Raw genomic sequence first — 24,127 nt, 5'->3', positions numbered from 1 at the left:
CCTACCCCCACGCGTGCAGACCGGCCGCGGTGAGCACGTCCCGCCCGCCGTCCGGTTGGCAGACGGCCCAGCGCGACCGGTCGGCGTCGGCGGGGAACAGGTGTTCGGGGACGATAGGCATCGGAACCGGGGCGTAACCGCCGCGGCGCATCGCCGTCGGCCCGGGGAACCGCTCTATCACCTCGCCGCCAGCGGTCACCTCGAAGCGGCCGTCGTCGGCCCGGCGGTAGGCGTGCTGGAAGGCGTGCCGTCCCGCGTCACCGAGGGCGTCGACGTGTTCGAAGACGGCGACGACCTCGGTGCCGACGCTCAGTTCCAGTCGCGGCCGGCCCTCGTCGACTCGGACTTCACGCCACTGGAGGTCCGCCGCCGGCGCGCGGGCACAGGCGTAGCTCCCGTCCGACAGCGGCACGCGGTCGGGGCCCTTGTAGAAGTGTCTGCCGTCTGGTTCGTCGACGGCCACGCACGCCGGGTCGCCAAGCACCGTCGCGACGACCTGCGTGAGCGTCGTTCCGGTCGCCTCCGTCGAGGGGACGACGAACAGGCAGTCACGGCCCTCCCGAAGCGCGTCGGCGAAACGCGGGACGAGTCCGGACGGCCCCACGTCGGCCTCGGTGAGCGGTTCGATGGCGACGGGGCGCGGGATCTCCGCGTCGACGAGGCCGACCGCGGCGTCCTCGGGTTCGGCCAGTGCTGGCGGTCCCCGCAGGTCCTCACGCACCGTCACGTCGTAACCGGCCCGTTCGCACAGCGAGACGCCGTGGTCACGGACCGAGGGATACACAGGCATCGTTCGGAGAGAGGGGCCGAACCGGCAAGAAGTCACCCCCCAAGGCTACAGGTTCAGCGCTGCCGTGTCCTCGTCGTCGGCGTACCGGTCGCGGCCGTCCCAGTCGGCGATGCTCGACCGAGTCTCCCAGACGGCGGTTTCGAGGTGAGTCTGTGCGATGTGGGAGTCGTCTCGGAACGCGTGCCGAGCGGCGTCTTCGGCCAGCAGTTCGAGGTCGCTGGCCGCGTAGCCCTCGGTGGGTTCGACGACGGCGTCCCAGTCGACGTCCTCGGCCACCGGTCGGGTCCGGAGGTGGATGTCGAGAATCTCGCGGCGGGCCTCGGCGTCCGGCGGCGGCACCTCCACTCGCTCGTCGAACCGACCGGAGCGACGCAACGCCTCGTCGACGTCCTCGACGAAGTTCGTCGCGCCGACGACCACCACGTCGTCGGCCGCAGCGCCCTCCAGTTCGGTCAGCAGTTGATTGACGAGTTGCTGTTCGCTCGTGTTCATCGACCCCCGCCGGGAACTGGCGATGCCGTCTATCTCGTCGATGAACAGGACGCAGGGCGCGTTCGCCCGCGCGATGTCGAACAGTTGGGCGACGTTGCGGGCCGGTTCGCCCATCCACTTGCTCGTCACGTCGGCCGGCGACACCTCGACGAACGAGTGACCGAGTTCGCCCGCGAGCGCCCCGGCGAGATGGGTCTTGCCACACCCCGGCGGGCCATAGAGCAACAGCCCAGAGAGCACGTCGATGTCGTACTCGGCGTAGGCGTCGCTGTTCTCGATGGGGTCTAGCACCGTCTCTTCGAGACGCGCCTTCAGATCGGCCATCCCACCGACCGCCGAGAAGTCCCGGTCCGGGTCCGGGTCGACCAGATTCGTCGCCTGCAGGTCGACGCCGTCGGGTTGGACGACGCCGCCCTCGGCCACGTCCGCCGGGTCGACCCAGTCGGGGATGCTCGTCTCGGCCTCGGCGGCGGCCGACGCCAGATGGGCCGTCCCGATGGGTTCGTCGGCGCGGAGCGCCGCCCGAGCGGCGTTCTCCGCGAGCAGTTCGAGGTCGCTGGCCGCGTAGCCGGCCGTCTCCTCGACCACCGAGTCGAGGGCGAGGTCCTCGGCGATAGGGCGGCCGGTGAGGTGGAGACGGAGTATCTCGCGGCGGGCCTCGGCGTCCGGCGGCGGCACCTCCACTCGCTCGTCGAACCGACCCGAGCGCCGGATAGCGCCGTCGACGTCCTCGACGAGGTTCGTCGCGCCGACGACCACCACGTCGTCGGCCGCGATGCCCTCCAGTTCGGTCAGCAGTTGGTTGACGAGTTGCTGCTCGCTGGCGTTCATGTCGCTGTCGCCGCCGCGAGAGCCGGCGATACCGTCTATCTCGTCGATGAAGAGGATGCAGGGAGCGTTCGCTCTGGCGACGGTGAACAGTTCCTCGACTTTCTTTGCGGGTTCGCCCATGTACTTGCTCGTTACGTCGGCCGGCGATACCTCCACGAACGAGTGGCCGACTTCGCCGGCCAACGCACCGGCGACGTACGTCTTCCCGCATCCCGGCGGTCCGTGTAAGAGGACGCCGTTGACGACGCCGATGCCGTACTCCTCGAACGTCTCCGGGTCTTCGAGCGGACGGACGACCTTGTGATTGAGCGTCGAGAGCAGGTCGCTCATCCCCCCTACGTCCGCGAAACTCCGGTCGGGATTCGGGTCGACCAGTCTCTCGGCGGACATATCCACGCCGTCGGGTTGGACGACGCCGTCGTCGTCTGAGCCCTCGCGGGTCACCGTCGGCGCACCGCCGGCCTCCGACGGCCGGGGCGGTGTGTCGGTCCCGTCGGTCTCGTCCGGGTCGTCCTCCTCGCTCGTCCCGATTCGCTCGCGGATGTTCCGTTCGAGGCGGTCCGGGTCGACTTCGTAGCCGTAGGTCGCGAGGCGGCGAGGTCGTTCGCTGACGAACGCCGCGAGCCACCCGTGCATTCGCATCTCCCGCTCTGGCGCATCTGGGTCGCGGAACGTCACCATCGCGGCGTCCTCGGAGTGAGGGGAGTGAAACTCCGCCAGCCAGAACGGGAGATACACGCGCTCGACGTCAGTCACGCCCTCGAACCCGGCGGGGTCGAAGTCGCCGGGCAACCCGTAGGACTCCCGGAGCTTCCGCAAGAAGACGTTCGCGGTGCCACCACACTGTTCGCGGTACTCCTCGACGCGGCGGGGGAGCAGCGACTCGGCGTCGCCGGTCGGCACCTGAAACCGGAAGAGGACGGATCGACCGAGGCCCGGGTCGTCGAGGCCGAAATCGTAGTCGTTGGTCGCCCGACGCACCGGACTGCCCGTCCCGTCGGCGTACTGGACCAGCGCGTCGTCGTTGTCCGCCCAGAGCCCGTCGAGCAGTGCCATCGCCTCCTTTCGCTCGGTCCCGAACAGTTTGCCCTCCCCGGTCTCGTAGGCATAGGAGACGCGGAAGACGGGGTAGAACACGCGGTGGAGGCGGGCCAACTGCTCGTCGTCGCCGAACTTCGTCAGCGTTCGCTCTGCGAGCGTCTCCCGAACCGTCTCGGCGTCCGGGAGGCGCCGGTCCGCATAGATGTACGGTCGCAACCCCATCGTCACTCACCGCCGCGTATCGCCCGCTCGGCCGCCGAAAGCGCCTCGTCGGCGTCGAACGCCTCGATAGCGTCCCGCTGTGCCTCGGGGTCGTCGGCCAGTTCGCGCGCGTGGGCAGTCACGTTCGGAATCGCCCGGACGATGTTGTCGATGATGGGGACCGTCGCGACCTGTGCCGACCGGCTGAGCGGGTTGAGGTCGACGACGAGTTCCGTCTTGCCCATCTCGCCCAGCGCCTCCGCCCGGTCGCCGTCTTCGAGGGGGACCAACACCACGTCGGCGTCGCCGATGCCGTCGGCGTCGACCTTCGCGCGTTCGTGGTCGAGGCCCGGGATGCGGCCGTCGGCTTCGAGTCCCAGCACCGCCTCGGCGCCGTGTTCGCGGAGGTACTCCGCGATGGCGCGAATCCGCTCTTCCGTGCGGTTGAACAGGTTCACTTCGAGGTCAGCGCCGGTCGCCTCGGCCAGTTCGACGAGTTCGCCGGGGACGAGGGCGGCGGCGTTGCCGTTCACCGAGATGACGGCGTGGTCGGCCTGCAGGATGTAGGCGGCCGCCGCTCGCTCGGCCCGATCAGCGCTCTCGATGGTCCGTTCGCCCAGTAGATAGTCGTAGGCCTCGCCGCGGCCCTGCGCGATGAGTCCCTGTCTGGAGGTGATTCCGCGGTCCACGCCCGCCTCGATGCGGTGGCGCGTCAGCAACGACTCGTAGCGGGGATGGCTTTCGGGTACCTCGACCTCGTCGCTCATATATTCCACTCCAACGCCGACCGTCGAAAAGTCGTCGGTCGCGGGCCGCTACGACGGCCCGTTCTCGACGGTCGCGCCCGGTGGGTACACCTCACAGACGCTCGCGTCGTAGCCCGCGTCGGTCAGCCCCGTGCCGAACGAGAAGACCGTCTCGCCCAGCATCGCCATCGCCGCGTCGCCGCCGGCCTCGGTCACGTCCCGGATGACTGCCTGTACCGCCTCGGTCAGCAACTCGGCTTCGCGAGAGAACTGCCGTGACGCGCGAGTGAAGGTGTCGAGCGTCGGGTCTTCGACGACCATCGAGAGCGCTCGCTCGCCGGCCCGGGTCAGCGTCTCGGTGTCGCCGCCGACCACGTCGGCCGTCGACAGTTCGCCCAACGTGTGGTACTCTACGCGGGCGCGTGCGGGAATCGCGTCGACGTAGTTGTGCTGTGGCCCGCCGGGTTCGAGTCGAAGCGGCACCCCGCCACGGGCCTGCCCGACGACGTCGCCCAGTCCGGTCCCGGCCTGCACTTCAGCGCCGTGGGCAATCGTCACCAGTTCGTTGTACGAGAGGTGACGGTCGAAGGCGGCGTTGGCCGCCAGTGCCGTCCCCAGCGCCATCGCGCCGGAGACCCCGAACCCGGCACCGATCGGAAGAGGCGTCTCGGCGGTGACGCGTGCCGAGGCGCGGAGCGCCGCCAGTACTCGCTCGACAGCGTCCATCTCGACGCGCTCGCCGTCGAGTTCGACCGTCGTCTCGGCGGCCGGTTCGACTGTCACCGAGACGCCGTCGGAGAGTGCGATCCCGCCACCCCGAGACCCCGTCTTCGTCGGGTCGTCCGCCCGGTCGACCGTGAAAAAGCCGGTCACGTGGCCCGGGACGAACGCCCGTGCGTCGTCGCTCATTGCCCACTCATCGGGGACCGGCCCGCTTAACGGTTGGCGGTTCGACTCGTCGCCGGCTAGAATAGTCATCCATCCAACACTCGGTTCCCCGACCCCTACCTTGATGTGCGTTTACCTGAGACCACCGTGTAAACAATGCCAACGATTAGCGCTCGGCTTCCCAGCGAGGAGAAGGCCGAACTCGACGACGTGGCAGAGTTGCTCTCCGAGGACCGCTCGACGACGATCCGCAAGGCACTTCGTGAGGGACTGGAGACGCTGCGCATCCGCGTGGCCGTCGAGCAGTACCAATCGGGCGACATCTCGGCGGCGGAGGCCGCCCAGATTGCGGACCTCTCCATCGCCGAGTGGCTAGACGTGGCCCGCGAGCGCAACCTGACCACGCAACTGCAACTGTCGGACCTCGAACTCGACGCCGACACCGCCGCGGAGCTATGACCCGTATCTACCTCGGCCCGACCGCCGTCTACAGCCTCGGACAGGTGGGCGAACTGTCGCTGTTGGAGGCGTTCGACGGCGACGTGGTCATCCCCGACCCAGTCGTCGAGGCGGTGCCGGTCGAACCGACCGCCACCAACCTCTCGGAGTTTCTGGAGGGGGGCGACGTGGAGACGACCGTCGACGAGGGCCAGATAGAGCGGGCCCGTTCGGTGCTTGGCGAGAAGGACATCGGTGCTGCCGTCACCGTTCTGGCCGGCGTCCTCGCACACCGCGACCAGTCCGACCGCTCGGCCGTCGCAGTCGTCTCCGAGGACCGCACCGTCCGCCGGACCGCACAAGGACTCGGCGCCGAGGTGACGAGCAGTTTCGGCGTCGTCGTCCGCGCGGCCATCGAGGACAAGTATCTCAGTCCGACACAGGCAAAACGCATCGTCCGGCGCATCGACCAGCACGGGATGCACCTCACGGGCGAGTTGCGAGAGCGGGCGGTCGGCGAGGTGGCAGAGTAGTGCCGCGACCGGCGGAACCGCCCACCCCCGCGCAGTCGGGCGACCACGCGGGCTCGCCGACGTCCTCGGGGTCGGGGTCCTCCAGTCGGCCGGCGAGGGAGCCGCTGCGGCCGGGCGTGTTCTTCGTGGGGCGCTCGACGAGTTCGTCGAACGTGGCACCGCAGTGCCGACAGCGGTAGTCGTGGTCGTGGTTGGCGTCGACGCCGTAGCCGTTCTGGACCATCGACCGGATGCCCGTCGAGTATTAGATACAGGTGCGCTACTGAGTTGTACAGAGACCATTCAGAGACAGATCCGCTAGAAGAACATGATTCCTCTAGTCGTGTTCAAGAGATGAGTGTTACAGTCCCGTAGTCAGACATCCCATTTCCAATTAAACACGAGATAACTCTTTCAGATACTCTGTAACTTTAGTTTTCACCCTCCGTGTGGATGTATGTCAGACTGGCGATCAGGGAATGGGCTCCCTGACGAGTTCCACGCGGAGAAGCGGGGCCAGTCGGAACTTGTCGGCGTCATCTTACTCGTCGCAATCGTGATCCTCGCTAGTACACTACTCGTGGTCACCGGTTCGCCAATGCTTGCAGACGGGAAGAAGGTTATCGAGGTAACGCAAACCGAGCATGCTCTGAGGCAACTCGACGCTGAGACAAGCGACGTCGCCTTTGGTTCCGGCACCGACAAATCTCATCGGCTCAACCTTGGTATCTCGGGACAGGGCGGACAGCTCTACACTGAGAACAATAGCTGGATGCGGGTTCACCTCGTCAATGCGAGTACCGGGACCGTCGATGCAGTGGCCGCAAACGAGTCACTTGGAACTGTCCGCTACGTCCAGGCGGGGACGACGGTTGGCTACGAAGGTGGTGGCGTCTGGCGGCACGAGGATGGGGGCTCAGTGATGATCTCTCGGCCGGAATTCCACTTCCGTGAGAAGACGCTCACACTTCCGATCGTCGTTATTGACGGCGACCCCGCGCTCACAAGCTACGTTCAGGTGGCCGCTAACGGCCCGCCACAGCGTCGTTTTCCGAACACATCTGCAGGGCTGACAAACAGGATTCGAGGGCAGAAAGTGGCTGTCACCGTCCACAGCGAGTATTACGAGGCGTGGGGGCGGTACTTCCGTGAGACCACCAACGGGTACATCAGAGTCGACCACGACGCACGGACGGCGACAGTCATCTTCCCCTCGAAGGGGACAGGGCCGTCCGCGTTCCCGAGCGGTGTCGTCGCTACCTCCGGGAGCGGGTTCCTCGAGTTCGCCGGCCAAGGGGCATACTCTGACAGCTACTCGTCGGCCGACGGTCCGTATACCGCACCGGGGGATCGCAACGGCACTGTCGTCGCGGCCGGTGACGTTCGGACGACAGGGAACTCGACTGTATACGGCGACATCTGGTCGGGGAGTACGGTCACGTTAGACGGTGAGACGAACGTCTCCGGCGACATCCACTGGACCGAAGACTACGAACAGAACGGGGCCGCCGTCTCGGGGACTGATCGTAACATCTCTGGCATCGCATCTATCGAGCCAGTCGACTTTTTCGTTCGGGATCGGGTCGCGTCGATACGGGCTAGCAACAACAACGCTAACACCACGAACATAACCGACAACGAGATATCGATCAGCGACGACGGTGGAGGCGGCCTCCCGACCGGGACGCTCACTGCGGGCAGCTACTATCTGGAGACGATGAACCTGAGCGGCGAGCGATTGGTCCTCGACACGACAGATGGAAACATCTCGATCGCCGTCCGGGACTATATCCTGATGGAGCGCGGCGGGCAAGGAAACCCTGGCAGTAACATCACCGTGAAAGGCGACGGTGTCGTCCGGTTGTACGTCGCTAGCGAGCGGAAGATATTGATCGAGAAGAGCGGGCACAACAATCTCGACCGCGACCGCCACCTCTCGTTTTATCAGTCGATCGACTCAGAGGTGCATGTTCCCGGCAACCGAGCGCCTCAGCTCCGGGTGTTCGGGCCTCGCGAGTTCACCTTCGCGATGGCGGGCAGTTCGTCGAAACCCACGTACTTTAATGGGTACATCTACGCGCCCGCAGGGCTGGACGGCGCTGGGTCCGCCTATCTCAAGCAGGGTGAACTCTACGGCGGCGTCGTCACGGGGAACCTCACAATCGGCCAGAACGCGGCCGTCCACTACGACATGGCTCTTAGCCAGCGGACGATTCCGGAATCGCCGGGCGTGTCGCGTATCGAGTTCATGCACGTCGGCGTCCGTCGCGTGAACGTCACCGCCACGTAGCGAGACAGTGACGGGGAGATTCGGCTTCGACTCTCTCTACACAAATCTGGCATCTGGCGCGAGGTCTATCGCCTCTGTAGTCAGTACGCAGTATCTGGAGTAATCGGGCAGATTGCTGAACAGTGCGTTAGATCGCTGGCCTGTATTGAGCGGTTTTGCGACTTATTGAACAAGTCGTCACGTCCGTTTCAGGGCCATCTGAGAGAATACGCTGCTCGGTAGATGTGCACATTCAGCAATTCAAGCATGGTGGAGTGGTAGTCAGTCAATTCAGTCTAGCTCAGGTCCGTTCAACGCTCGGTAAGATGTTAATTATTAATGGTGTTGTATGCCTGTGAGTGGCTGCATGTACGAGGTAGTCTGTGAGGAGTGCGGACAAATCGACTTTCATCCGTCACGCACCGCAGCGGAATCGAAAGCAGAACGTCACCAGGACGAGACTGAACATACCCTCTCTATAGAGACGATGGACAGCGTGTAATCAAGATTAGCAAAAGAATCCGTTGTTCGACTGCGGCTGTTCTGAAAAGCTGCGAGAACAGCTGGTGTGGGATATACCGCCTGTATCGACCGATTCGCCGTACCAACCAGTGGTGAGATGTCGATACGCGCCCTGGATTTACCATCCCCACTGAAACAGGTCAGCGGATGTGGGTTTTAAAGAGGGTAATATTTTCGCGACCCTACGTCGGGATGTTGACTACGACAACCGCATCCTCGGCTGGTCGGTCGCCAGTATAAACACCGAGTTCTCCGAGGCGCTCGGCGGTCTCCAAAATGGCCCCTCGAACTGCAGCGTCGCTCGAGCCATCGACGACACACAGGCGGCCATCTGAAAATATCACGACCGTCAGTGGGTCCGTTGCGATATCGTAGAATACTGCTGGAAAGACCGTCGGGTCATACTCGACATCTCCACCTTCGAGATCGCTGGCGATTGTGTCTAAGTCCAGTTCCGAAGCCAGCTGAAGGTACCCACCGATGTGGCCGTTGGTCAACTCTCGCCCCATCTGTTGGAGGGTACGCTGTAGGTCAAGCAGCTCCATCCGGATTTGTGACTCGGACTTGCCGTTCGCGACGCTCATATCTCCCGAAAAATATCGATGCGCAAGCATGAGTATATAGACCTTACTGGCCTACGAATCCGATGTGACTGCCCCGGCTCGGACGTCGATATCGTACCCCGACCGAACGTTCTCGTCCAACACCCAGTAGATGCGGTCTTTCGTCCCACCCTCCTGTCCAAGGAGATCGTGCCCGTGCAGCTTCGCGAGCGTGTCCCGGCGAGTCCGTTTGATGAGGGACGTCCGTTGTCGGCCGGCGTAGACATCGTCGGCGATGGCGCCGTAGCGCTTGTGCAGTGTCTGGCTGTCGATTGTCCCGGCTTCGCGGATACTCTCGTAGAGTACGTGATGATGGAAGGCCACCGAGTCCAGCGCGGCCTGTCGCATCCACTCCTTGGCGAGCGGGTAAGCATCGGCGACGTCGACATCGTCTTCGGGGACCGGGACGTGCTCGACCGACTCCTCACCGTCGGGGTCGGGCGTCGCGTCGACGGTCTCACCATTCGGACCCCGAACGGGCTCTCGGAGATGTGTTGGTAGGTCCCGTCTAGCGCTGGACCGTCGTACGCGCGGTGGCTCACGTTTCGACACCTCCGCTGACCGCAAACGATACAGCTCATGGGGGGGTATTGGCGTGTGACGAGGTTCTCTGCCGGTCTCGTTGGCGATTCTCGTTGTCCGCTTGTGCCTCAGAATCGAGGTGAGATGCGTGGGTTTAACACTCCGGGTCCCGACCCTCGGAGTATGCAGGGTAATCTTCCGCCTGAAGCACAGGAGAAGCTCGAGGAACTGCAGGATCTGCAGGAGACCGCACAGCAGGTCGCTGCCCAGAAACAGCAGGCCGAGACGAGCCTTCAGGAGTCCCGCACCGCGCTGGACGAACTCGAAGACGTCGACGAGGACACGACGATGTACCGCGAAGTCGGCGAACTTCTCGTGAAGACAGGCTTCGACGAAGCACAGGACGACCTCGAAGAGAAGGTCTCCAGCCTCGAAGTCCGCGTCGAGACCCTCGAAAAGCAGGAAGAGCGCGTCCAAGAGCAGTTCGAGGACCTGCAGGGCGAACTCCAGCAGATGCTCGGCGGCGGTCCGGCCGGCGGCCCCGGCGCTGGCGCGTAAGTCATGCCGACCGACGAAGAGGTCGTCGAGGTGGCCGCTGACGCGGCCGAAAACGTCGTTTTTTCGCGGTTCGACGCGAGCGATGTCGAGGACGTCGACGTGACCGTCACCTTCGAGGACGACGTACTCGAAGTCGACGTCTACGTCAACGCACCGGAGAGTCGCGTCGACGAGAAACGGGTCGCCGAAGACGCCGCACTGGCCGCTCGCTCGGCCGTCGACGACCTGTTCGCCGACGACGAGAACTGAACGACGCGGGTTTCGCCCGCGCCGATTCGGCGGGTGGTGACGAACACGCTGTCAGTGGCGACGCTCCCACAGGAGCACGGCGCTCACGACGGCGGCGAGGGCGACCAGCGCCGCGAGAACCCCGAATCCGGAGCCGCTACCGCCGGTCGTCTGTGGCGTCGTGGCCGTGGCGCTATCCGTGGGCGGGGCTGTCGTTGCGGTCGTCGCTGCCTGCGTCGGCGAGTCCTCGGTCGCGGTCGTCGCCGGCGTCGGCGTCGTGACGGTCGGCGTCGCCTTCTCGATGGAGAGGTGCGCGCCGACGTGTTCACTGCCGGCGGTCACGAGTGTGTCCCCGGCCGGGTCGAACGACCCGTCTCCGTCGTCGTGGTACAGCGTGAGTTCGAGTTCGAACGACGACGGCTGGCTGTTGTAGAAACCGGGGTCGAGTCCGACAGTTACGTTCTCGTGACGGCCTTCAGTGAGCGGCGTGACGCCGACCGGCCCGCTGTCGTGGGTGCCGGCGACGAGGTAGCCGTCGGCGTCGATGGCAACCTGCTCGACCGTGACGTTCGTCGCCGCCGTCTGGTCGCGCGCGAGGACGCTGGCGTTGCCGTCGGCCTTCCCGAGGACGAACTGGTGGCCGACCGGGTCGCCCTCGCGGCTGATGACCGCGTCTGCCTCGGGGTCGAACGCCCCGTCGCCGTCGTCGCTGTGGAGGGCGGCGAACAGCGTGACGCTCTCGCTGACGTTCGTCCACGTCGACGCCTCGATGCCGACAGTGACGTGATCACGTTCTGTGAGAGCGCCGTCGTGCGGGAGGAACCGGTGCCCGACGACAGGGCCGAGCGTCTCGCCGTCGGTCTGATAGAGCACCACGTGGACGCTTGTAATCTGGGAGACGTGTGCGACCTGTACGGCTCCGTTTGAGGAGCGCTGGGTGTGGACGACGACGTCGTTGCCGTGCGCCGCTGCGACGCCACTGGCGGCGACGATAACGATAAGGGCCAGGCCGAGCGTGCGAGCCCGCATACGTGACAGACGTTTGCTTGGTACTAAATAACACGGTGTCCGTCAGGTGCGGTCGCTCGCGAACCCGGTCCGGAACGCGATCCAGCCGAGGACGCTGACGAACAGGATGGGGGGCAGAATCATAAAGCCCCACAGCGGGTCCAGTCCCCACCCGAGCAACAGCACGAGGTCGAACAGACCGATAGCCACGAACGGGGCGACGTACTTCGTGGCCTGCCAGCGGTCGACGCCCTCCGTCTCCACGACGTCGGAGGCGTCGTCGGCCGACAGCAGGTCCTCGGTAGTCCGTTCGGCCTCGTCGGCGTGGACGGAGTCGTCCATACCGACAGTGGGTGACGAACGAGCAAAAATACCGCGCTTGGTCGCTACGTGCGTCGGCGGACGGACGAAGAATCAGCCGGATTACTGCTCGCCGTCGGTGCTGGTCTCGTCGTCGCTGTCGGTCGGCGCGTTGCTGGCTTCACCGCCGTCGGGCGTGACGTCACTAATCTGCTCGCCGAGGTTGCCGTCGAGGTCACCGTTCATGTGCTGGTGGACGAGACTGTGAATCTCGCTGACGAAGTCCGGGACCTGTTCGGGGAGGTCGGTGGGCGGACCCCGTTCGCCGTCAGGACCGGCGTCAGCGGGCGGACCCTGACTGTCGGCGGCCACGCTCGCGTTCGCCGCCTCGGCGTCCGAGTCGTCGGACTCGTTGGTTTCGTTCATCGCTGCGCTGTCGGCGGCGTGGTCGTCGGCGTCGGCCGCCGTCTCGTTCGCGTGGGCGTCGGCCTGTGCGCCGTCCGCATTGTCCGAAGCCTGTGCGCCTGCCGCCGCGGGCAGCGCCGCCGCCGAGCCCGTGATGACGAGCACGGCCAGCAGCGCGCCGGAAATCTTCGTGAGCTTCATCGTGCGTTGACTCCACCCGACCCTGCGGACCAGTGCTACTTCAAGGGGGTAAGCAGAGAACCCGGATTAACCCGATTTGCGTCGTTTTAGCCGTTCTGGATTGGGTTTTAATCCGGTTTAAACGGAGTTTTCGGGTCACTCACTCGTCCGTCTCGGTCAGCGTCCGCTGGTGGCCGGGCACGTCGGCGCGCGCGACGGTGCGGGTCCGGCCGACGAGGTAGCCGTCGGCGTCGTCCTCGGCCCACGGCGGGGCGTCCTGTAGCCACACGGCGGCCGTCGCGCCCCGACAGGCCCGTGCCCACTCGCGGGCCAGCGGCTTCGAGTCGAAGGTTCGGACCGGACCCTCGCGGTTGACCCAGCGACCGACGCGGGCGCTCACCCGACGTGCGGACGGTTTCACGACGACACGATAGGCGTCCTCGGCCACGGACGTCGTTGGGGCCCGCCCCCCGTAAAACCGACCGCGGGCTAGCTTTTCATACCTACCCGCCAAACTGTACCGTATGGAACACGAGGCCACGGTCGAAGGGGTCGGTGTCGGCGTCAGCGAAGAGGGAGCGGGAACGCCGGTCGTGTTGCTCCGCGCCCGCGGGGAGATCGTCCCGATTTTCGTCAGTTCCGATCAGGCCCAGTCGATGCAACTGGCCATCGACGGGGAACCGTTCGAGCGACCGCTCACCCACGACTTGCTGGTCGAGATGGTCGCGGAGTTCGGCAGCGCCATCGACCGTGTCCGTATCGACGACCTTACCGACGGCACCTTCTACGCGAAGATAGACACCGAGCAGTACCTCGACGACCGCCGCAAAGAGATGGTGTTCGACGCGCGCCCCTCCGATGGCATCGCCATCGCCCTGCGGGTGGACTGTCCGCTGGTCGTCTCCGACGAGGTGGTCGACGCCGCCGGTCGCTCACCCGAGGAGTTCGACACCGGGGACGAGTTCGGGCGCTGAGTGGAAAGGTACTCGGCGAGCGAGCGCTTTCGCTCGGGTATGGGCTATGAGGCAGTCATCTTCGACAACGACGGCGTCCTGCTGACCCTGACCAGCATGGACGCTCACCGCGACGGGACGCGCGAGGCGTTCGCGCGCGTCGGGGTCACCAACCCGCACCCGGACCACGTCGAAGCGATGAGCATCGGCGTGACGGTGGACCGACTGGAAGCGGTCTGTGCGGAGTACGACCTCGACCCCGAGGCGTTCTGGGCGGCACGTGACGGGGCCATCTCCGAGGCCCAGCGTGCCGAGATGACCGCCGGCGAGAAGCGCCCGTACGACGACATCGACGCACTCGACGCCTTCGACACGCCGCTGGGCGTCGTCTCCTCGAACCAGACGGCGACGGTTGAGTTCGCCTTCGACCACTTCGGACTGGCCCCGCACTTCGAGACGGTCCACGCACGCGACCCGACGGTACAGAGTCTCGAACGCAAGAAGCCACGTCCGTACTACGTCGAACGGGCACTCGCCGACCTCGGCGTCTCGGAGGCGCTGTTCGTCGGCGACAACGAGTCCGACGTGCGGGCCGCCCACGCCGCGGGCATCGACTCGGCGTTCATCCGCCGCCCGCACCGCGTGGACACCGACCTCTCGGTGACGCCCGACTACGAGGTGTGGGGGTTAGACGACGTCGTGAGCATTGCGGAGTGAGTGCCGGGAGAGTCAGGGTTGGTAACTACCTGAGGACCATCGTGGTGTAGCTGACGTAGAGCCCGAAATCACACTTTCCAACGACAGGCACGGACGGGCGTGCATGGAAAAGTCGGTCAGTGACTCCTCGGGTGAGCGGACCACCACAGCCGAGACGTCACAGACACCGCGCGCGTTTCTCGATTCGCTCGTCACTCGGCTCCCCGAACCAGCCGTCGTCGTCGATACGGAGTTGCGCGTGCTCGCTGCGAACGACCACCTCTATACGCTCGTCGAAACCTCGGCCGAGACTGTCCTCGGTCGCTCGCTCCCGGACCTGTTTCCGGCGGCGACCCGCGGCCGCATCGAGGCTAACTGCGCCCAGACCGGCGAGTACGTCACGACCTGCTGTCAGACAGTCGAAGACGACCGCTGGGTCGACCTCGCGTTCGAGCGCCACGAGTCAGAGGACGAGACGGTGTATCTCGGTATCGGCCACGACGTGACCGAGCGACAGGACCGCGAGCGAACGCTCGAAGCGTACGAACGCATCGTCGAGACCATCGAGGACGGAGTCTACACACTCGACGATACCGCCACTATCCGGACCGTCAACGACGCGATGTCGTCGATTACCGGCTACGACCGGGAGACGATGGTCGGATCGGACGCGTCGTTGCTCGCCGACGAATCGGCCATCGACCGGGCGGCGACGCTGAGTCGACAGCTCAGAGACGGCGACCGGGACGTAGCGACCATGACGACGGAAATCCAGACGGCCGATACTGGGACGGTCCCCGTCGAGACGCGGTTCTCGGCGTACAGCCTCGACGACGACCACTACCGGCAGGTGGGCGTCGTCAGAGACGTCTCCGACCGCCAGCAGTTCGCTCGTATGCTCGCGGCGCTTCACGACACCACGCGGCAACTCCTCCGAGCCGAGACGAAAGACGACGTGGCGACGGTCATCACGGAAACGGCAGCGGACGTACTGGACCTCTCTGGGGCGACCGTCTACCTGTTCGACCGGAGCGAGAACCACCTCCGGCCGACCGCCGTCGGCCCGGACGCGACCGTCGACGAAACCGACCTATCCCCTATCGGTCCGGACGGCGGCCTCGTCTGGGACGTCTTCGTCGACGACGAGGGCGCGACGCTGGGGACGGGCGCTATTTACCGTTCGCTCACCGACCACGGCGTGTTCTACGCGCAGACGCCCAGCGACGGACTCGACGAACGGACGCGTGAACTCGTGGACTTGCTCGCGAGCAGCGCCGAGGCCGCACTCGCCCGCGTCGACCGCGAGATGGCACTGCGAGAGCGTGAGGAAGAGCGCCGTCAACAGAACGAAGAGCTCAGACAGTTGAAGGAGGTCAACGCCATCATCCGTCGGGTCGACCGCGTCCTCGTCGAGGCCGACACCTGCGAGGCCATCGAGCAGGCCGTCTGTGACGAACTCGCGTCGTCACAGTGGTTCTCGTTCGCGTGGGTCGGCCGGTCGACCGACGCGGGCGTCGAGCCACGTGCGTGGGCCGGTCGGTCGTCCAGCTATCTCGACGCCGTCACGCAGTCGGCCGCCAGCGACGGCGGACCGCCCGCCGTCCAGACCGCACAGACGGGGACGCCGACGCTCGTCCCGTGTATCACCGACGACCTGCGACGGGAACACTGGCGGACCGAAGCTATCTCCCGTGACTTCCGCTCGGCAATCAGCGTCCCGCTCGCGTACGACGATTTCCTCTACGGCGTGTTGACCGTCTACGCCGACCGGACCGAACACTTCGGCGAGATGCTGGAGTCAGTGTTCGTCGAACTCGGCGAGGGTATCGCGAACGCGATGCGAGAGATAGCGTCCCGCCAGCGACACCTCGGAGACGACGTCGTCGAACTCGCCCTCTCGGTCCCCGCTCCGAAACCGTTCACCACGCAGTTGGCTCGGCGACTCGACCGACCGATCACGTGCGAAGGCGTTGTCCCCGGCGAGGCCGACACCACGCGACTGTTCGTCAGCGTCCCCGACGTCGAGCAAACCACGGTCGCGGAGACGATAGCCGAGATACGGCGAGTCGAGTCGGTGTCGTCGGTCTCCGAGGGCCTGTACGAGGTGGTCGTCGAGGGCGATACGGTCGTTCGAGCAGTCACCGACCAGGGGGCACGACTTGGTGGCCTCGAAGCCCGGTCCGACCGCGTCGACGTCGTCGTCCACCTCGCGTCCGAGGTGGACGTGCGGACGTTCGTCGAGCAACTGGAGAGTCGGTACGCCGACGTCAAGTTGAACGCCAGACGCGAGAAGACGACGCGCCGGCCGAACCACGGCAGTATCCGCGCCGCCCTCGAAGAGAAACTCACCGACCGCCAACTGGAGGTGCTGCAGACGGCGTATCTCAGCGGCTTCTTCGACTGGCCCCGTGAGACGACCGGTGAGGAAGTCGCGTCGATGCTCGACATCACCCAACCGACGGTGAATCGCCACCTACGTGTCAGCGAGCGGAAACTGCTCGAACTGGTGCTCGGCGACGGCTGATCGGGTCGCTATCTGTATGGTGCGTCTCGCCGACGGGGGGCATTCTGTATAGCCAGAACGCGTTTTTTACAACAGGATGATTGGCCGATAGCGGAGTGCAACCGATGACAGGAACCCAACACGTGTACACTACGTCGCCGTCCGAACCACTGAGTCAGACAATCGTCTACGGCATCGCCGACGCGAAGGGTATCGACCCGATGGACTTAGACGAGTGTCTCTACGACTGTATCGACCCAGAAGCGCTCGATGAGTTGTTCGACTCCTCGAACGGAAGTCTCGTCGGAACGTTCTCTTTCTCGATGTCGGGGTGTCGCGTCGAAGTCGAACGCGGACAGAAAGTAATCGTAACCGAACGGCAGGACGAGCAGACACGAGTCGGGGTTACCGCCTAACCCGTCGACCTTTCTGTACGATTCCACGTCGCCGAGCAGCGGCCCTCTCAGTCGTCGGCGACCAGCGTCTCGTCCTCGTCGGTCACGAGGCGATCCATCGCGTCGACCATCGCCCGCACGGAGGCCCGGGTGATGTCCGAGTCGCTCGCGGAGACGGCGACGTGGTCGTCGCCACGGGACATCTCTATCTCGACGGTGACCATCGCGTCGGTCCCGCCGGTGATGGCGTCGACGTGGTAATCTTCGAGCGTCGCGTCGGCGGTGTGAGAGAGCGCCGCCTCGGCGGCGTTCATCGCGGCGTCGACGGGACCAGAGCCGACGGCGGCCTCCTTGCGTTCCTCGCCGTCGACCGAGAGACGCACGCTCGCCGTCGGCGTATCGGACCCGGAGACGGCCGTCAGCCCGAGCAGTTCGACGCGGCGGTCCTGCTCCTGTCCGGTCACCTCGTCGGCGATGGTCAGCAGGTCGGCGTCGGTGACGCGCTTGCCACGGTCGCCGATCTCCTTGACGCGGCCGACGATTTCGGAGAGTTGGTCGTCGGTGACGTCCACGTCGTGTTCGTCGAGTGCGGCCTGCACGCCGGCGCGGCCGGCGTGTTTGCCGAGTGCGAGACGGCGCTCGCGGCCCACCTTCTCGGGCGGGTACGGCTCGTACATCGCGTCGTCTTTCAGCGTCCCGTCGGTGTGGATGCCCGACTCGTGGGTGAACGCGTTCTGCCCGACGACGGCCTTGTTCGGCGCAAGCGGGATGCCGGTTCGGTTGGCGATGAGGTCGGCGAGGTCGTACACCTCGGTCAACTCCATCGTCTCGACGCCGTAGCCGTGGTCCAGCGCGATGGCGACCTCCTCTAAGGCGACGTTGCCGGCCCGTTCGCCGATGCCGTTGATGGTCCCGTGGACGAGGTCCGCACCCGCGGCGATGGAGACCAGCGCGTTCGTCACGGCCAGTCCGAGGTCGTCGTGCGTGTGGGTGCTGACCGGGCCCAACTCGGAGAGCCGTGCGACGCATTCGAGCGCGCGATCCGGCGTCGCGTGGCCGACGGTGTCGGCCCAGCAGATGCGGTCGGCGCCCGCATCGAGTGCGGCCCCGAGCAGTTCTTCGAGGTAGTCGAGGTCCGCGCGCGACCCGTCCTCGCCGATGACCTCGACCCAGAGGTCGTTCGCTTTGGCGTACTCGACGAGTTCGACCGTCGACTGGACGTTGTCCGCCTTCGAGGTGCCGACCTTGTCCTCGATGTGGCGGTCGCTGGCCGGGACGACGAGGTTGACGCCGTCGACCCCACACTCCAGAGCGAGGTCGATGTCGTTCTGGATGCCGCGGCAGAAACTCGTCACCGTCGCGTCCAGATCGAGTTCCGCGACGCGCGAGATGGTCTCACGCTCGCCCGGCCCGGTACAGGCGCTGCCGGCCTCGATAACGTCGATACGCGCGGCGTCGAGTTTGCGCGCGATGTCGGCCTTGTCGTCCGGCGTCAGCGAGACACCGGGGGCCTGTTCGCCGTCGCGCAGCGTCGTATCGAGAAACTGTACCTCACCGACCTCGTCGAGGGGACGCGTCGCTGGATGGTCCCCGAACAATGTATGCTGGCTCACAGAACGTTCACTTCCGTCACTCTTGGGGGCGAATTTCGCGCCCAGCCGCCTCGCGGCGACTTCCTCTATCCTCCGTCGGGTGTTCCGACATGGTGATAGCTACTCACACGTTCATCCTTTAAAATCTGCCGGATGCGCGACGGGGCGTGGCAATCGACGCTTACCCCTCGACGACGACCGTATCCCCCTCGCTGACGCCCGTCGCAGCCCCGGCCGGCAGTTCGAGCACCGTGTCGGCCTTCGCCCACCCGAACGACCGCCACGGGTGCATCGTCGCCACCGCCTGAACCTCCTCGTCTGCCAGCCACACTACGTCAAGCGGAAAGCGGACGAACAGCATGTGGATGAACCGCCGACCCACGTCGTCGAAGGGAAAGACGAGGCCGTAGTCGTCGGGAATCGACCCCCGAAACATCAGCCCCCGGGACTGTTCGAGCATCGTCTCGGCCCGGTCGACTGTCGCGGCGAGGGTCCGTCGCTCTCCCCCGTCGTCGTGGACGATTCGCATGCAGACAGCGTGGACCGAGAGCGGTTTAGGTGTTCTGTCCCGGACGCCCGTTCCTACCGGCTGGGAAACCGCTGTCGGATTCATTCCCGGTCGAGGACGACTGGCTACCGATGCGTCCTCCCTCGGACATGTCACACCCCTTCGAGCCCCACCCCGATTCGGGGTCCGTCGAGCAGTGGCGATGGGTCGGCACGGCCGCACTCGTCTCGCCCGCGGTGCTGGTCGCCGTCGTGACCGCCCGCAGACTGACGCGACCGGGTGTCGCCCCGTCGACACAGGTCCTCGCCGGAGTCGCGCTCGTGTGTCTCGTGGCGCCGCTGGGTGTGGGTGCCGGGTGGCTCTTCCGAGGCGAGGCCGACCCGCCGGACGTCCGCCGGATCGTCACGTGGTCGCTGGGTGGCTCGCTCCCGATTACGACGCTGACGCTGCTCGTCGTCGGCTACCAGCGGGCCCACGGGGTCGCCCTCGCGGACCCGTTCCTCGTCACTGGATGGGTCGCCGGCGCGGGTGCGGTCGGCGGGCTCCTGACGGGCGTCTACGACACCCGCCGGGCCCGCGAGCGGCGGCGGACCGAACTGGCACAGAACCGCCTCTGCGCCATCTTCGAGGCGTCGCCCGTCGCAATCGTCGCCATCGACACCGACGGCGACGTGCTGTCGTGGTCGAGCAGCGCCGAGCGACTGTTCGGCTGGAGCGCCGACGCGGTCCGCGGCACGCAGTACCCGCTGGTTCCGGACGACCGGCGCGAGGAGTTCCGACGACACATGTCACAGCTCGACGCTGGCGGCGTCATCGACGGCGTCGAGACGAAGCGCAAGCGCAAGGACGGCGCGCTCGTCGACGTGCGCCTCTGGTCGGCCCCGATTACGAACCCCGACGATACCGTCGCCGGACACATGATCGCCCTCGCCGACGTGACCGACCGCAAGCAGCGCGAGCAACGACTGGCCGTCCTCGACCGCGTACTCCGCCACGATATCCGCAACGCGGTCAACGTCATCGAGGGGAACGCGTCTGTCCTTCAGCAGGAACTCTCCGACGACGACGTCGACGCAGTCGAGCGAATCGTCGCCCGGACGCGGCAGTTAGAGCGGGTGAGCGAGAAGGCACGCGACGTGACGGAAGTGCTCCGGGCCGACGGGACGGTCAGACCGGTCGACGTCGTCGAGGTTCTGGACCGACAGCGCGGCCGGTTCCAGCGAGACAGCCCCGAGTGTGAGTTCGTCGTGGAGACGCCGGCCACGGCGACGGTCCCCGGCGACGAACGCGTCGAAATCGTCCTCCGGGAGGCCATACAGAACGCCGTCGAACACGGACAGCGCCAGCCGACGGCCGACGGCACGTCGAAGGTCGTCCTCCGCGTCGAACACGAGTCGGACCACGTCGTCGTCGACGTGGCGGACACCGGTCCCGGGATTCCCGAGCGAGAGCAACGCCCGCTCAGAGCCGAGACGGAGACCAGCCTCCAGCACACCAGCGGTATCGGCCTGTGGGCGATACACTGGCTGGTCCGGAGCCTCGGGGGCGAGGTGACCATCGCCGACCGAGACCCCAACGGCGCAGTCGTGACCATACGGCTTCCCCGTACTGGCGACGGGAACCAACCGATGTCGCCGGGCGAACAGATTGATTAGCGTCCGTGTCCGAGCGGGCGACATGGAGAAGGCACCGGGCGGGACGAGCGTCGGCGTCGACGACCCCTACGACCACGTCGACCGCTGTGACTTCGTCACCGACGAGGGGAAGTGCCGCTGGGCACGCGAACACGGCCACCACGACCCCGACTTTGCCGACGCCCGGAGCGCCGAGGCGTTCCGGTGTCCGGCGGCAGTCGGTCCCGATGGAGAGACTGAAGGGGCGGAGTGGGACTGGGGCGATTGCCCGCACTTTCGCTGTCGGAACCGCGACCGAGAGTGCATCCGGTGTGGGCTCGAAGAACGACGGCTGGCCCACTCCGAGGAGCGGCCGTTGCTGGAAGAACATCACCTCTCGTACGACGAGACGCGAGAGGGCGAGGACCTCGCCCACGAAATCACGGTGTACCTCTGCCGGTGGTGTCACTCGAAGGTCCACAACTCGTGGGCGCGGGTCGACGACGACGTGAACCCCGACCCCGAGGCCATCGCGGAGAAGGAGGGTCGCCGCTCGAAAGAGCAGTCGGAGATGGGCTTTCAGTCGGCGGCCGAACGGTACGACGACGAATGACGGCGGGTCGACCGAACGACGGGTGGGACTGAGAAGGATGAAAGGCGCGACGCGTCCGTCGGGACTGAAAGGGGCTTTCTGACTGTTCTCGGTTGCTGTGCCAGTGGTTTAGAAGGAAGCCCCGGTCATCGCTAGCCCCGTTTCAGGGGATATATACGCGCCGGTGGCGTGACACTATCCAATGACTCACATCGTCGTCATCGACAATCACGGACAGTTTACGCATCTGGAGCAGCGTGCGCTCCGGGACATGGGCGTCGACGTCGAACTGCTGGACAACGACACGCCGCCCGAGGACATCGACGCGGACGGCATCGTCCTCTCCGGTGGCCCGGACATGGACGACATCGGCAACTGCCCCGAGTACCTCGACCTCGACGTTCCGGTGCTGGGCATCTGTCTCGGGATGCAACTCATCGCGAAGGAACTCGGCGGCCGCGTCGGCAGCGGCGAGTACGGCGGCTACGCCGACGTTACCGTCGAGATTCTGGACGAGGACGACCCACTAATCGGCTCGTTGGCCCCGGAGACGCGCGTCTGGGCCAGCCACGCCGACGAGGTGAAGGAGGTGCCCGAGGGCTTCGAGCGCACCGCGACGTCTGACGTCTGTGGCGTCGAGGCGATGAGCGACACCGACCGCAACCTCTTTGGCGTCCAGTGGCACCCGGAAGTCGCCCACACCGAGGAAGGCGAGGCCGTCTTCGAGAACTTCCTCGCGGTCTGTGACCGGCAATCCGCACCCAAGCAGTAACCGGCAGCAAGCGACCGTTTTATGTGCTGAGGCGGGGAGTGAGTAATAAATGACTGCGACACAGGGCAACCTCGCCAGTCTCTCCCGGTTCATTTTCCGGGCGCCGAACTGGTACGCGAGCCTCACGTTCGCCCTGTTCATCGCCGCACTGACCGGCGTGGCCGCGTTCGACTCGCGGTTCGTGCTGGACGACGCGTGGCAGGGCGTCTTCTTTATCGGCTTTCCGACGGCTATCGCAGGTGCCGCCACGCCGTGGGTCGACCAGCGACTCGACGGCCAACTCACCCCCAACCGTGCCTCCCTGCTGGCGCTCATCTGCGAACTGGTTACCATCGCGTTCCTGACCACTGCGGGCGTGATAGCCCTCGTCAGCCCGAGGTTCGGTCAGAACTTCGTCTTCGACGTCCTGCTGGTGGCGCTGGCCTCTATCTTCGCATTCCGACTGCTCATCCTGATGGCCGTCTCCCGGCACTCCCTGCTGAAGGCGGCCATCCCCGCGAGCATCCAGACCGTCGCTGCCGCCGGGTTACTGGCCGTCTACAGCGGTGCGACGGCGTTCATGTTAGACGACCCGGTGCTACAGGAGATGTTAGCCCGGGCCGAACAGGCCCCGCCGGAGATTCAGGGGTTCATCCCCGCGGACTTCGTCTTGCTTGGGGTCATCTGTGCCATCTACGCGCTTGCAGTGTGGCTCTTCCTCGTCGTCATCGACCGGCCGTGGCGCTCCTCGCTGGGCGTCTCGGCGCTTGACTTCCTCCGTGGCTTCATCGGCCACATCGCCGAGGGCTCGGACGAACTGGAAGCGTTCTTCGAGGACATCGGCGAGGAGGCCATCGTCCCGGTGACCGTCCTCTCGGTCCGGCGGCCAAACGGCGAAGAGAAAGCTCGGTTCGTCCTCCCGATGATTCACCCCGGCCCGATGGGCGAGATCGGCGGGGGGAACCTCCCGAAACGCGTCGCCGAGTCCGCCGACGGCCTCGCGTTCCCGCCCCACGCCACCGCCGGACACGACTTCAACCTCGTCACCGAGCGGGAGGTCGACACGATTCTGGACACCGCAGACCGCGCCTTCGATGACATCGAGTACCGCTCGGAGGCGACCGTCGGCCACCGCATCACCGAAGGAGAGGCGACGCTGACCGGGCAGGCCTTCGGCGGCGACGCCTTCGTCGTCACCACGTACGCGCCCGGGTGTGCCGACGACGTGGACTACTCCGTCGGCCTCTCGGCCATGTCCGAGGCCCGGTCGGGCGACATCGAGGACGTCCTGTTGGTCGACGCACACAACTCGAACGACGGACTGGAGGGCGACGACCTCGGCCACGTCGTCCCCGGGAGCCAGCGCTCCTTCGACATGATACACGGGACCGGGAAACTCGCCCGCCTCCTCACCGAGGCCGAGACGGGGCCGGTGCGCTGTGGCGTCGCGTGGGACGAGACGCCGTGGGAACCCCAGGAGGGCATCGGCCCGCTGGGTATCCGCGTCTGCGTCTTCGAGGTGAACGGCGACCGCACTGCGTACGCCCTCATCGACGGCAACAACATGGAACCCGGCCTCCGGGACCGCATCGTAGACGCCGTCGACGGGGTCGATACCCTCGAAGTGATGACCAGCGACACGCACATCGTCAACACCGTCGAGGCCGAGAATCAGGTCGGACAGGCCATCCCCGAGAAGGAAGTCGTCGCGCTGGTCGCGGACCTCGTGGGCCGCGCCGTCGCCGACCTCGAACCCGTCGAGGCCGGAATGGCCAGCGACACGGCCGAGGTGACGGTGTTCGGCAACGACCGCACCGAGACGCTGGCGTCGACGGCCAACGCGATGGTGTCGCTCGGCGGGGCGCTGGCGGCGGCGTTCATCATCGTCGTCATGGCTATCAGCGTCCTCATCTTCCTCGTCGCCGGGGTGTGAACGGCGACGGCGGTGTGCCTGCCCACGTACACGATGGGACCGACAGCGGCGTCGCTCG

The 24,127-nt window shown here is 65.9% G+C and carries 26 protein-coding genes; 13 read left to right on the top strand and 13 right to left on the bottom strand.

The annotated features are described in order from the left end of the window. Position 1 precedes the first annotated feature (1 nt). Genes G9465_RS06970 through G9465_RS06955 form a run of 4 tightly spaced genes read right to left on the bottom strand, consistent with a single transcriptional unit; the run spans position 2 to position 5,010 of the window. Positions 2–790 carry a hypothetical protein gene (locus tag G9465_RS06970; protein ID WP_166968473.1) on the bottom strand — a complete coding sequence of 263 codons (789 nt, stop codon included), beginning with the start codon at positions 788–790 and terminating at the stop codon, positions 2–4. Between the two features lie 45 nt (positions 791–835). Beyond that, positions 836–3,376, bottom strand: coding sequence for an AAA family ATPase (locus G9465_RS06965; RefSeq protein WP_166968472.1), 2,541 nt, complete (start codon positions 3,374–3,376; stop codon positions 836–838). Between the two features lie 2 nt (positions 3,377–3,378). Beyond that, positions 3,379–4,122: a 4-phosphopantoate--beta-alanine ligase gene (locus tag G9465_RS06960; RefSeq protein WP_166968471.1), complete on the bottom strand. Its 744-nt coding sequence runs from the start codon at positions 4,120–4,122 to the stop codon at positions 3,379–3,381. Positions 4,123–4,170: 48 nt separating this feature from the next. Beyond that, on the bottom strand, positions 4,171–5,010 hold the full coding sequence (locus tag G9465_RS06955) for a pantoate kinase (protein ID WP_166968470.1): 840 nt from the start codon (positions 5,008–5,010) through the stop codon (positions 4,171–4,173). 135 nt (positions 5,011–5,145) lie between these two features. On the opposite strand from G9465_RS06955, the gene G9465_RS06950 reads away from it, so the two are divergent. After that, positions 5,146–5,448 carry a UPF0175 family protein gene (locus tag G9465_RS06950; protein WP_166968469.1) on the top strand — a complete coding sequence of 101 codons (303 nt, stop codon included), beginning with the start codon at positions 5,146–5,148 and terminating at the stop codon, positions 5,446–5,448. After that, positions 5,445–5,960 (top strand): hypothetical protein, encoded by a 516-nt coding sequence (locus G9465_RS06945; RefSeq protein ID WP_166968468.1) that lies wholly within the window; start codon positions 5,445–5,447, stop codon positions 5,958–5,960. The genes G9465_RS06950 and G9465_RS06945 overlap by 4 nt, the downstream gene beginning before the upstream one ends. On the opposite strand, the gene G9465_RS06940 is transcribed toward G9465_RS06945, so the two are convergent. Continuing rightward, on the bottom strand, positions 5,914–6,183 hold the full coding sequence (locus G9465_RS06940) for a hypothetical protein (protein WP_166968467.1): 270 nt from the start codon (positions 6,181–6,183) through the stop codon (positions 5,914–5,916). The genes G9465_RS06945 and G9465_RS06940 overlap by 47 nt on opposite strands. A 213-nt stretch (positions 6,184–6,396) precedes the next feature. Between G9465_RS06940 and G9465_RS06935 the strand changes: the two genes are divergently transcribed. Continuing rightward, positions 6,397–8,229 carry an archaellin/type IV pilin N-terminal domain-containing protein gene (locus G9465_RS06935; RefSeq protein ID WP_166968466.1) on the top strand — a complete coding sequence of 611 codons (1,833 nt, stop codon included), beginning with the start codon at positions 6,397–6,399 and terminating at the stop codon, positions 8,227–8,229. A 683-nt stretch (positions 8,230–8,912) separates the two neighbouring features. Here the strand turns inward: G9465_RS06935 and G9465_RS06930 are convergent. Together G9465_RS06930 and G9465_RS06925 are read right to left on the bottom strand one after the other, a co-directional pair. Then, positions 8,913–9,314 (bottom strand): hypothetical protein, encoded by a 402-nt coding sequence (locus tag G9465_RS06930; RefSeq protein ID WP_166968465.1) that lies wholly within the window; start codon positions 9,312–9,314, stop codon positions 8,913–8,915. 51 nt (positions 9,315–9,365) lie between these two features. Continuing rightward, positions 9,366–9,884 (bottom strand): hypothetical protein, encoded by a 519-nt coding sequence (locus tag G9465_RS06925; protein ID WP_166968464.1) that lies wholly within the window; start codon positions 9,882–9,884, stop codon positions 9,366–9,368. A gap of 153 nt (positions 9,885–10,037) precedes the next feature. Between G9465_RS06925 and G9465_RS06920 the strand changes: the two genes are divergently transcribed. Together G9465_RS06920 and G9465_RS06915 are read left to right on the top strand one after the other, a co-directional pair. Then, positions 10,038–10,412: a prefoldin subunit beta gene (locus G9465_RS06920; protein WP_166968463.1), complete on the top strand. Its 375-nt coding sequence runs from the start codon at positions 10,038–10,040 to the stop codon at positions 10,410–10,412. A 3-nt stretch (positions 10,413–10,415) separates the two neighbouring features. Further along, complete coding sequence (locus G9465_RS06915) at positions 10,416–10,661, top strand: DUF3194 domain-containing protein (protein WP_166968462.1); 246 nt, start codon at positions 10,416–10,418, stop codon at positions 10,659–10,661. A 51-nt stretch (positions 10,662–10,712) separates the two neighbouring features. Here G9465_RS06915 and G9465_RS06910 read toward each other — a convergent pair whose 3' ends face one another. The 4 genes from G9465_RS06910 to G9465_RS06895 form a co-directional block, all read right to left on the bottom strand. Next, positions 10,713–11,669, bottom strand: coding sequence for a hypothetical protein (locus tag G9465_RS06910; RefSeq protein WP_166968461.1), 957 nt, complete (start codon positions 11,667–11,669; stop codon positions 10,713–10,715). A gap of 42 nt (positions 11,670–11,711) precedes the next feature. Next, on the bottom strand, positions 11,712–11,990 hold the full coding sequence (locus tag G9465_RS06905) for a hypothetical protein (RefSeq protein WP_193571738.1): 279 nt from the start codon (positions 11,988–11,990) through the stop codon (positions 11,712–11,714). An 81-nt stretch (positions 11,991–12,071) separates the two neighbouring features. Next, positions 12,072–12,554, bottom strand: coding sequence for a hypothetical protein (locus tag G9465_RS06900; RefSeq protein WP_166968460.1), 483 nt, complete (start codon positions 12,552–12,554; stop codon positions 12,072–12,074). 139 nt (positions 12,555–12,693) lie between these two features. Then, the gene (locus tag G9465_RS06895) at positions 12,694–12,981 is read right to left on the bottom strand and encodes a hypothetical protein (protein WP_166968459.1); all 288 of its coding nucleotides are present in this window, start codon (positions 12,979–12,981) and stop codon (positions 12,694–12,696) included. Positions 12,982–13,057: 76 nt separating this feature from the next. Here G9465_RS06895 and G9465_RS06890 point away from each other — a divergent pair, with 76 nt between their 5' ends. The 4 genes from G9465_RS06890 (at position 13,058) to G9465_RS06875 (ending at position 17,101) form a co-directional block, all read left to right on the top strand. Beyond that, positions 13,058–13,507 (top strand): bifunctional nuclease family protein, encoded by a 450-nt coding sequence (locus tag G9465_RS06890; protein ID WP_166968458.1) that lies wholly within the window; start codon positions 13,058–13,060, stop codon positions 13,505–13,507. A 39-nt stretch (positions 13,508–13,546) separates the two neighbouring features. Beyond that, on the top strand, positions 13,547–14,203 hold the full coding sequence (locus G9465_RS06885) for an HAD family hydrolase (protein WP_166968457.1): 657 nt from the start codon (positions 13,547–13,549) through the stop codon (positions 14,201–14,203). Positions 14,204–14,306: 103 nt separating this feature from the next. Then, positions 14,307–16,706, top strand: coding sequence for a bacterio-opsin activator domain-containing protein (locus G9465_RS06880; RefSeq protein WP_166968456.1), 2,400 nt, complete (start codon positions 14,307–14,309; stop codon positions 16,704–16,706). Between the two features lie 104 nt (positions 16,707–16,810). Continuing rightward, positions 16,811–17,101: a HalOD1 output domain-containing protein gene (locus tag G9465_RS06875; protein WP_166968455.1), complete on the top strand. Its 291-nt coding sequence runs from the start codon at positions 16,811–16,813 to the stop codon at positions 17,099–17,101. 47 nt (positions 17,102–17,148) lie between these two features. Here G9465_RS06875 and G9465_RS06870 read toward each other — a convergent pair whose 3' ends face one another. Both G9465_RS06870 and G9465_RS06865 read right to left on the bottom strand, forming a co-directional pair. After that, on the bottom strand, positions 17,149–18,693 hold the full coding sequence (locus G9465_RS06870; protein ID WP_227015744.1) for a (R)-citramalate synthase: 1,545 nt from the start codon (positions 18,691–18,693) through the stop codon (positions 17,149–17,151). Positions 18,694–18,853: 160 nt separating this feature from the next. Next, positions 18,854–19,201, bottom strand: coding sequence for a DUF192 domain-containing protein (locus tag G9465_RS06865; protein WP_166968454.1), 348 nt, complete (start codon positions 19,199–19,201; stop codon positions 18,854–18,856). Between the two features lie 110 nt (positions 19,202–19,311). Here G9465_RS06865 and G9465_RS06860 point away from each other — a divergent pair, with 110 nt between their 5' ends. The 4 genes from G9465_RS06860 (at position 19,312) to G9465_RS06845 (ending at position 24,069) form a co-directional block, all read left to right on the top strand. Then, positions 19,312–20,835, top strand: coding sequence for a PAS domain S-box protein (locus tag G9465_RS06860; RefSeq protein ID WP_166968453.1), 1,524 nt, complete (start codon positions 19,312–19,314; stop codon positions 20,833–20,835). A gap of 22 nt (positions 20,836–20,857) precedes the next feature. Further along, complete coding sequence (locus G9465_RS06855; RefSeq protein ID WP_166968452.1) at positions 20,858–21,406, top strand: hypothetical protein; 549 nt, start codon at positions 20,858–20,860, stop codon at positions 21,404–21,406. 181 nt (positions 21,407–21,587) lie between these two features. Further along, positions 21,588–22,157: a GMP synthase subunit A gene (locus G9465_RS06850; RefSeq protein WP_166968451.1), complete on the top strand. Its 570-nt coding sequence runs from the start codon at positions 21,588–21,590 to the stop codon at positions 22,155–22,157. 49 nt (positions 22,158–22,206) lie between these two features. Beyond that, positions 22,207–24,069 carry a DUF2070 family protein gene (locus G9465_RS06845; protein ID WP_166968450.1) on the top strand — a complete coding sequence of 621 codons (1,863 nt, stop codon included), beginning with the start codon at positions 22,207–22,209 and terminating at the stop codon, positions 24,067–24,069. The last annotated feature ends 58 nt before the right edge of the window (positions 24,070–24,127 follow it).

Origin of the sequence: Haloarcula sp. JP-L23 (genome assembly GCF_011602445.1) — an archaeon.
Lineage (GTDB): Archaea > Halobacteriota > Halobacteria > Halobacteriales > Haloarculaceae > Haloarcula > Haloarcula pellucida.
Note: the sequence above shows the minus strand (reverse complement) of the source record. Positions and strands in the feature narration are given on the sequence as shown.

Bases quoted from the DNA above. Each gene is read 5' to 3' on its own strand.
- G9465_RS06970 (WP_166968473.1), bottom strand. From the start codon at position 790: ATGCCTGTGTATCCCTCGGTCCGTGACCACGGCGTCTCGCTGTGCGAA.
- G9465_RS06965 (WP_166968472.1), bottom strand. From the start codon at position 3,376: ATGGGGTTGCGACCGTACATCTATGCGGACCGGCGCCTCCCGGACGCC.
- G9465_RS06960 (WP_166968471.1), bottom strand. From the start codon at position 4,122: ATGAGCGACGAGGTCGAGGTACCCGAAAGCCATCCCCGCTACGAGTCG.
- G9465_RS06955 (WP_166968470.1), bottom strand. From the start codon at position 5,010: ATGAGCGACGACGCACGGGCGTTCGTCCCGGGCCACGTGACCGGCTTT.
- G9465_RS06950 (WP_166968469.1), top strand. From the start codon at position 5,146: ATGCCAACGATTAGCGCTCGGCTTCCCAGCGAGGAGAAGGCCGAACTC.
- G9465_RS06945 (WP_166968468.1), top strand. From the start codon at position 5,445: ATGACCCGTATCTACCTCGGCCCGACCGCCGTCTACAGCCTCGGACAG.
- G9465_RS06940 (WP_166968467.1), bottom strand. From the start codon at position 6,183: ATGGTCCAGAACGGCTACGGCGTCGACGCCAACCACGACCACGACTAC.
- G9465_RS06935 (WP_166968466.1), top strand. From the start codon at position 6,397: ATGTCAGACTGGCGATCAGGGAATGGGCTCCCTGACGAGTTCCACGCG.
- G9465_RS06930 (WP_166968465.1), bottom strand. From the start codon at position 9,314: ATGAGCGTCGCGAACGGCAAGTCCGAGTCACAAATCCGGATGGAGCTG.
- G9465_RS06920 (WP_166968463.1), top strand. From the start codon at position 10,038: ATGCAGGGTAATCTTCCGCCTGAAGCACAGGAGAAGCTCGAGGAACTG.
- G9465_RS06915 (WP_166968462.1), top strand. From the start codon at position 10,416: ATGCCGACCGACGAAGAGGTCGTCGAGGTGGCCGCTGACGCGGCCGAA.
- G9465_RS06910 (WP_166968461.1), bottom strand. From the start codon at position 11,669: ATGCGGGCTCGCACGCTCGGCCTGGCCCTTATCGTTATCGTCGCCGCC.
- G9465_RS06905 (WP_193571738.1), bottom strand. From the start codon at position 11,990: ATGGACGACTCCGTCCACGCCGACGAGGCCGAACGGACTACCGAGGAC.
- G9465_RS06900 (WP_166968460.1), bottom strand. From the start codon at position 12,554: ATGAAGCTCACGAAGATTTCCGGCGCGCTGCTGGCCGTGCTCGTCATC.
- G9465_RS06890 (WP_166968458.1), top strand. From the start codon at position 13,058: ATGGAACACGAGGCCACGGTCGAAGGGGTCGGTGTCGGCGTCAGCGAA.
- G9465_RS06885 (WP_166968457.1), top strand. From the start codon at position 13,547: ATGGGCTATGAGGCAGTCATCTTCGACAACGACGGCGTCCTGCTGACC.
- G9465_RS06880 (WP_166968456.1), top strand. From the start codon at position 14,307: ATGGAAAAGTCGGTCAGTGACTCCTCGGGTGAGCGGACCACCACAGCC.
- G9465_RS06875 (WP_166968455.1), top strand. From the start codon at position 16,811: ATGACAGGAACCCAACACGTGTACACTACGTCGCCGTCCGAACCACTG.
- G9465_RS06865 (WP_166968454.1), bottom strand. From the start codon at position 19,201: ATGCGAATCGTCCACGACGACGGGGGAGAGCGACGGACCCTCGCCGCG.
- G9465_RS06860 (WP_166968453.1), top strand. From the start codon at position 19,312: ATGCGTCCTCCCTCGGACATGTCACACCCCTTCGAGCCCCACCCCGAT.
- G9465_RS06855 (WP_166968452.1), top strand. From the start codon at position 20,858: ATGGAGAAGGCACCGGGCGGGACGAGCGTCGGCGTCGACGACCCCTAC.
- G9465_RS06850 (WP_166968451.1), top strand. From the start codon at position 21,588: ATGACTCACATCGTCGTCATCGACAATCACGGACAGTTTACGCATCTG.
- G9465_RS06845 (WP_166968450.1), top strand. From the start codon at position 22,207: ATGACTGCGACACAGGGCAACCTCGCCAGTCTCTCCCGGTTCATTTTC.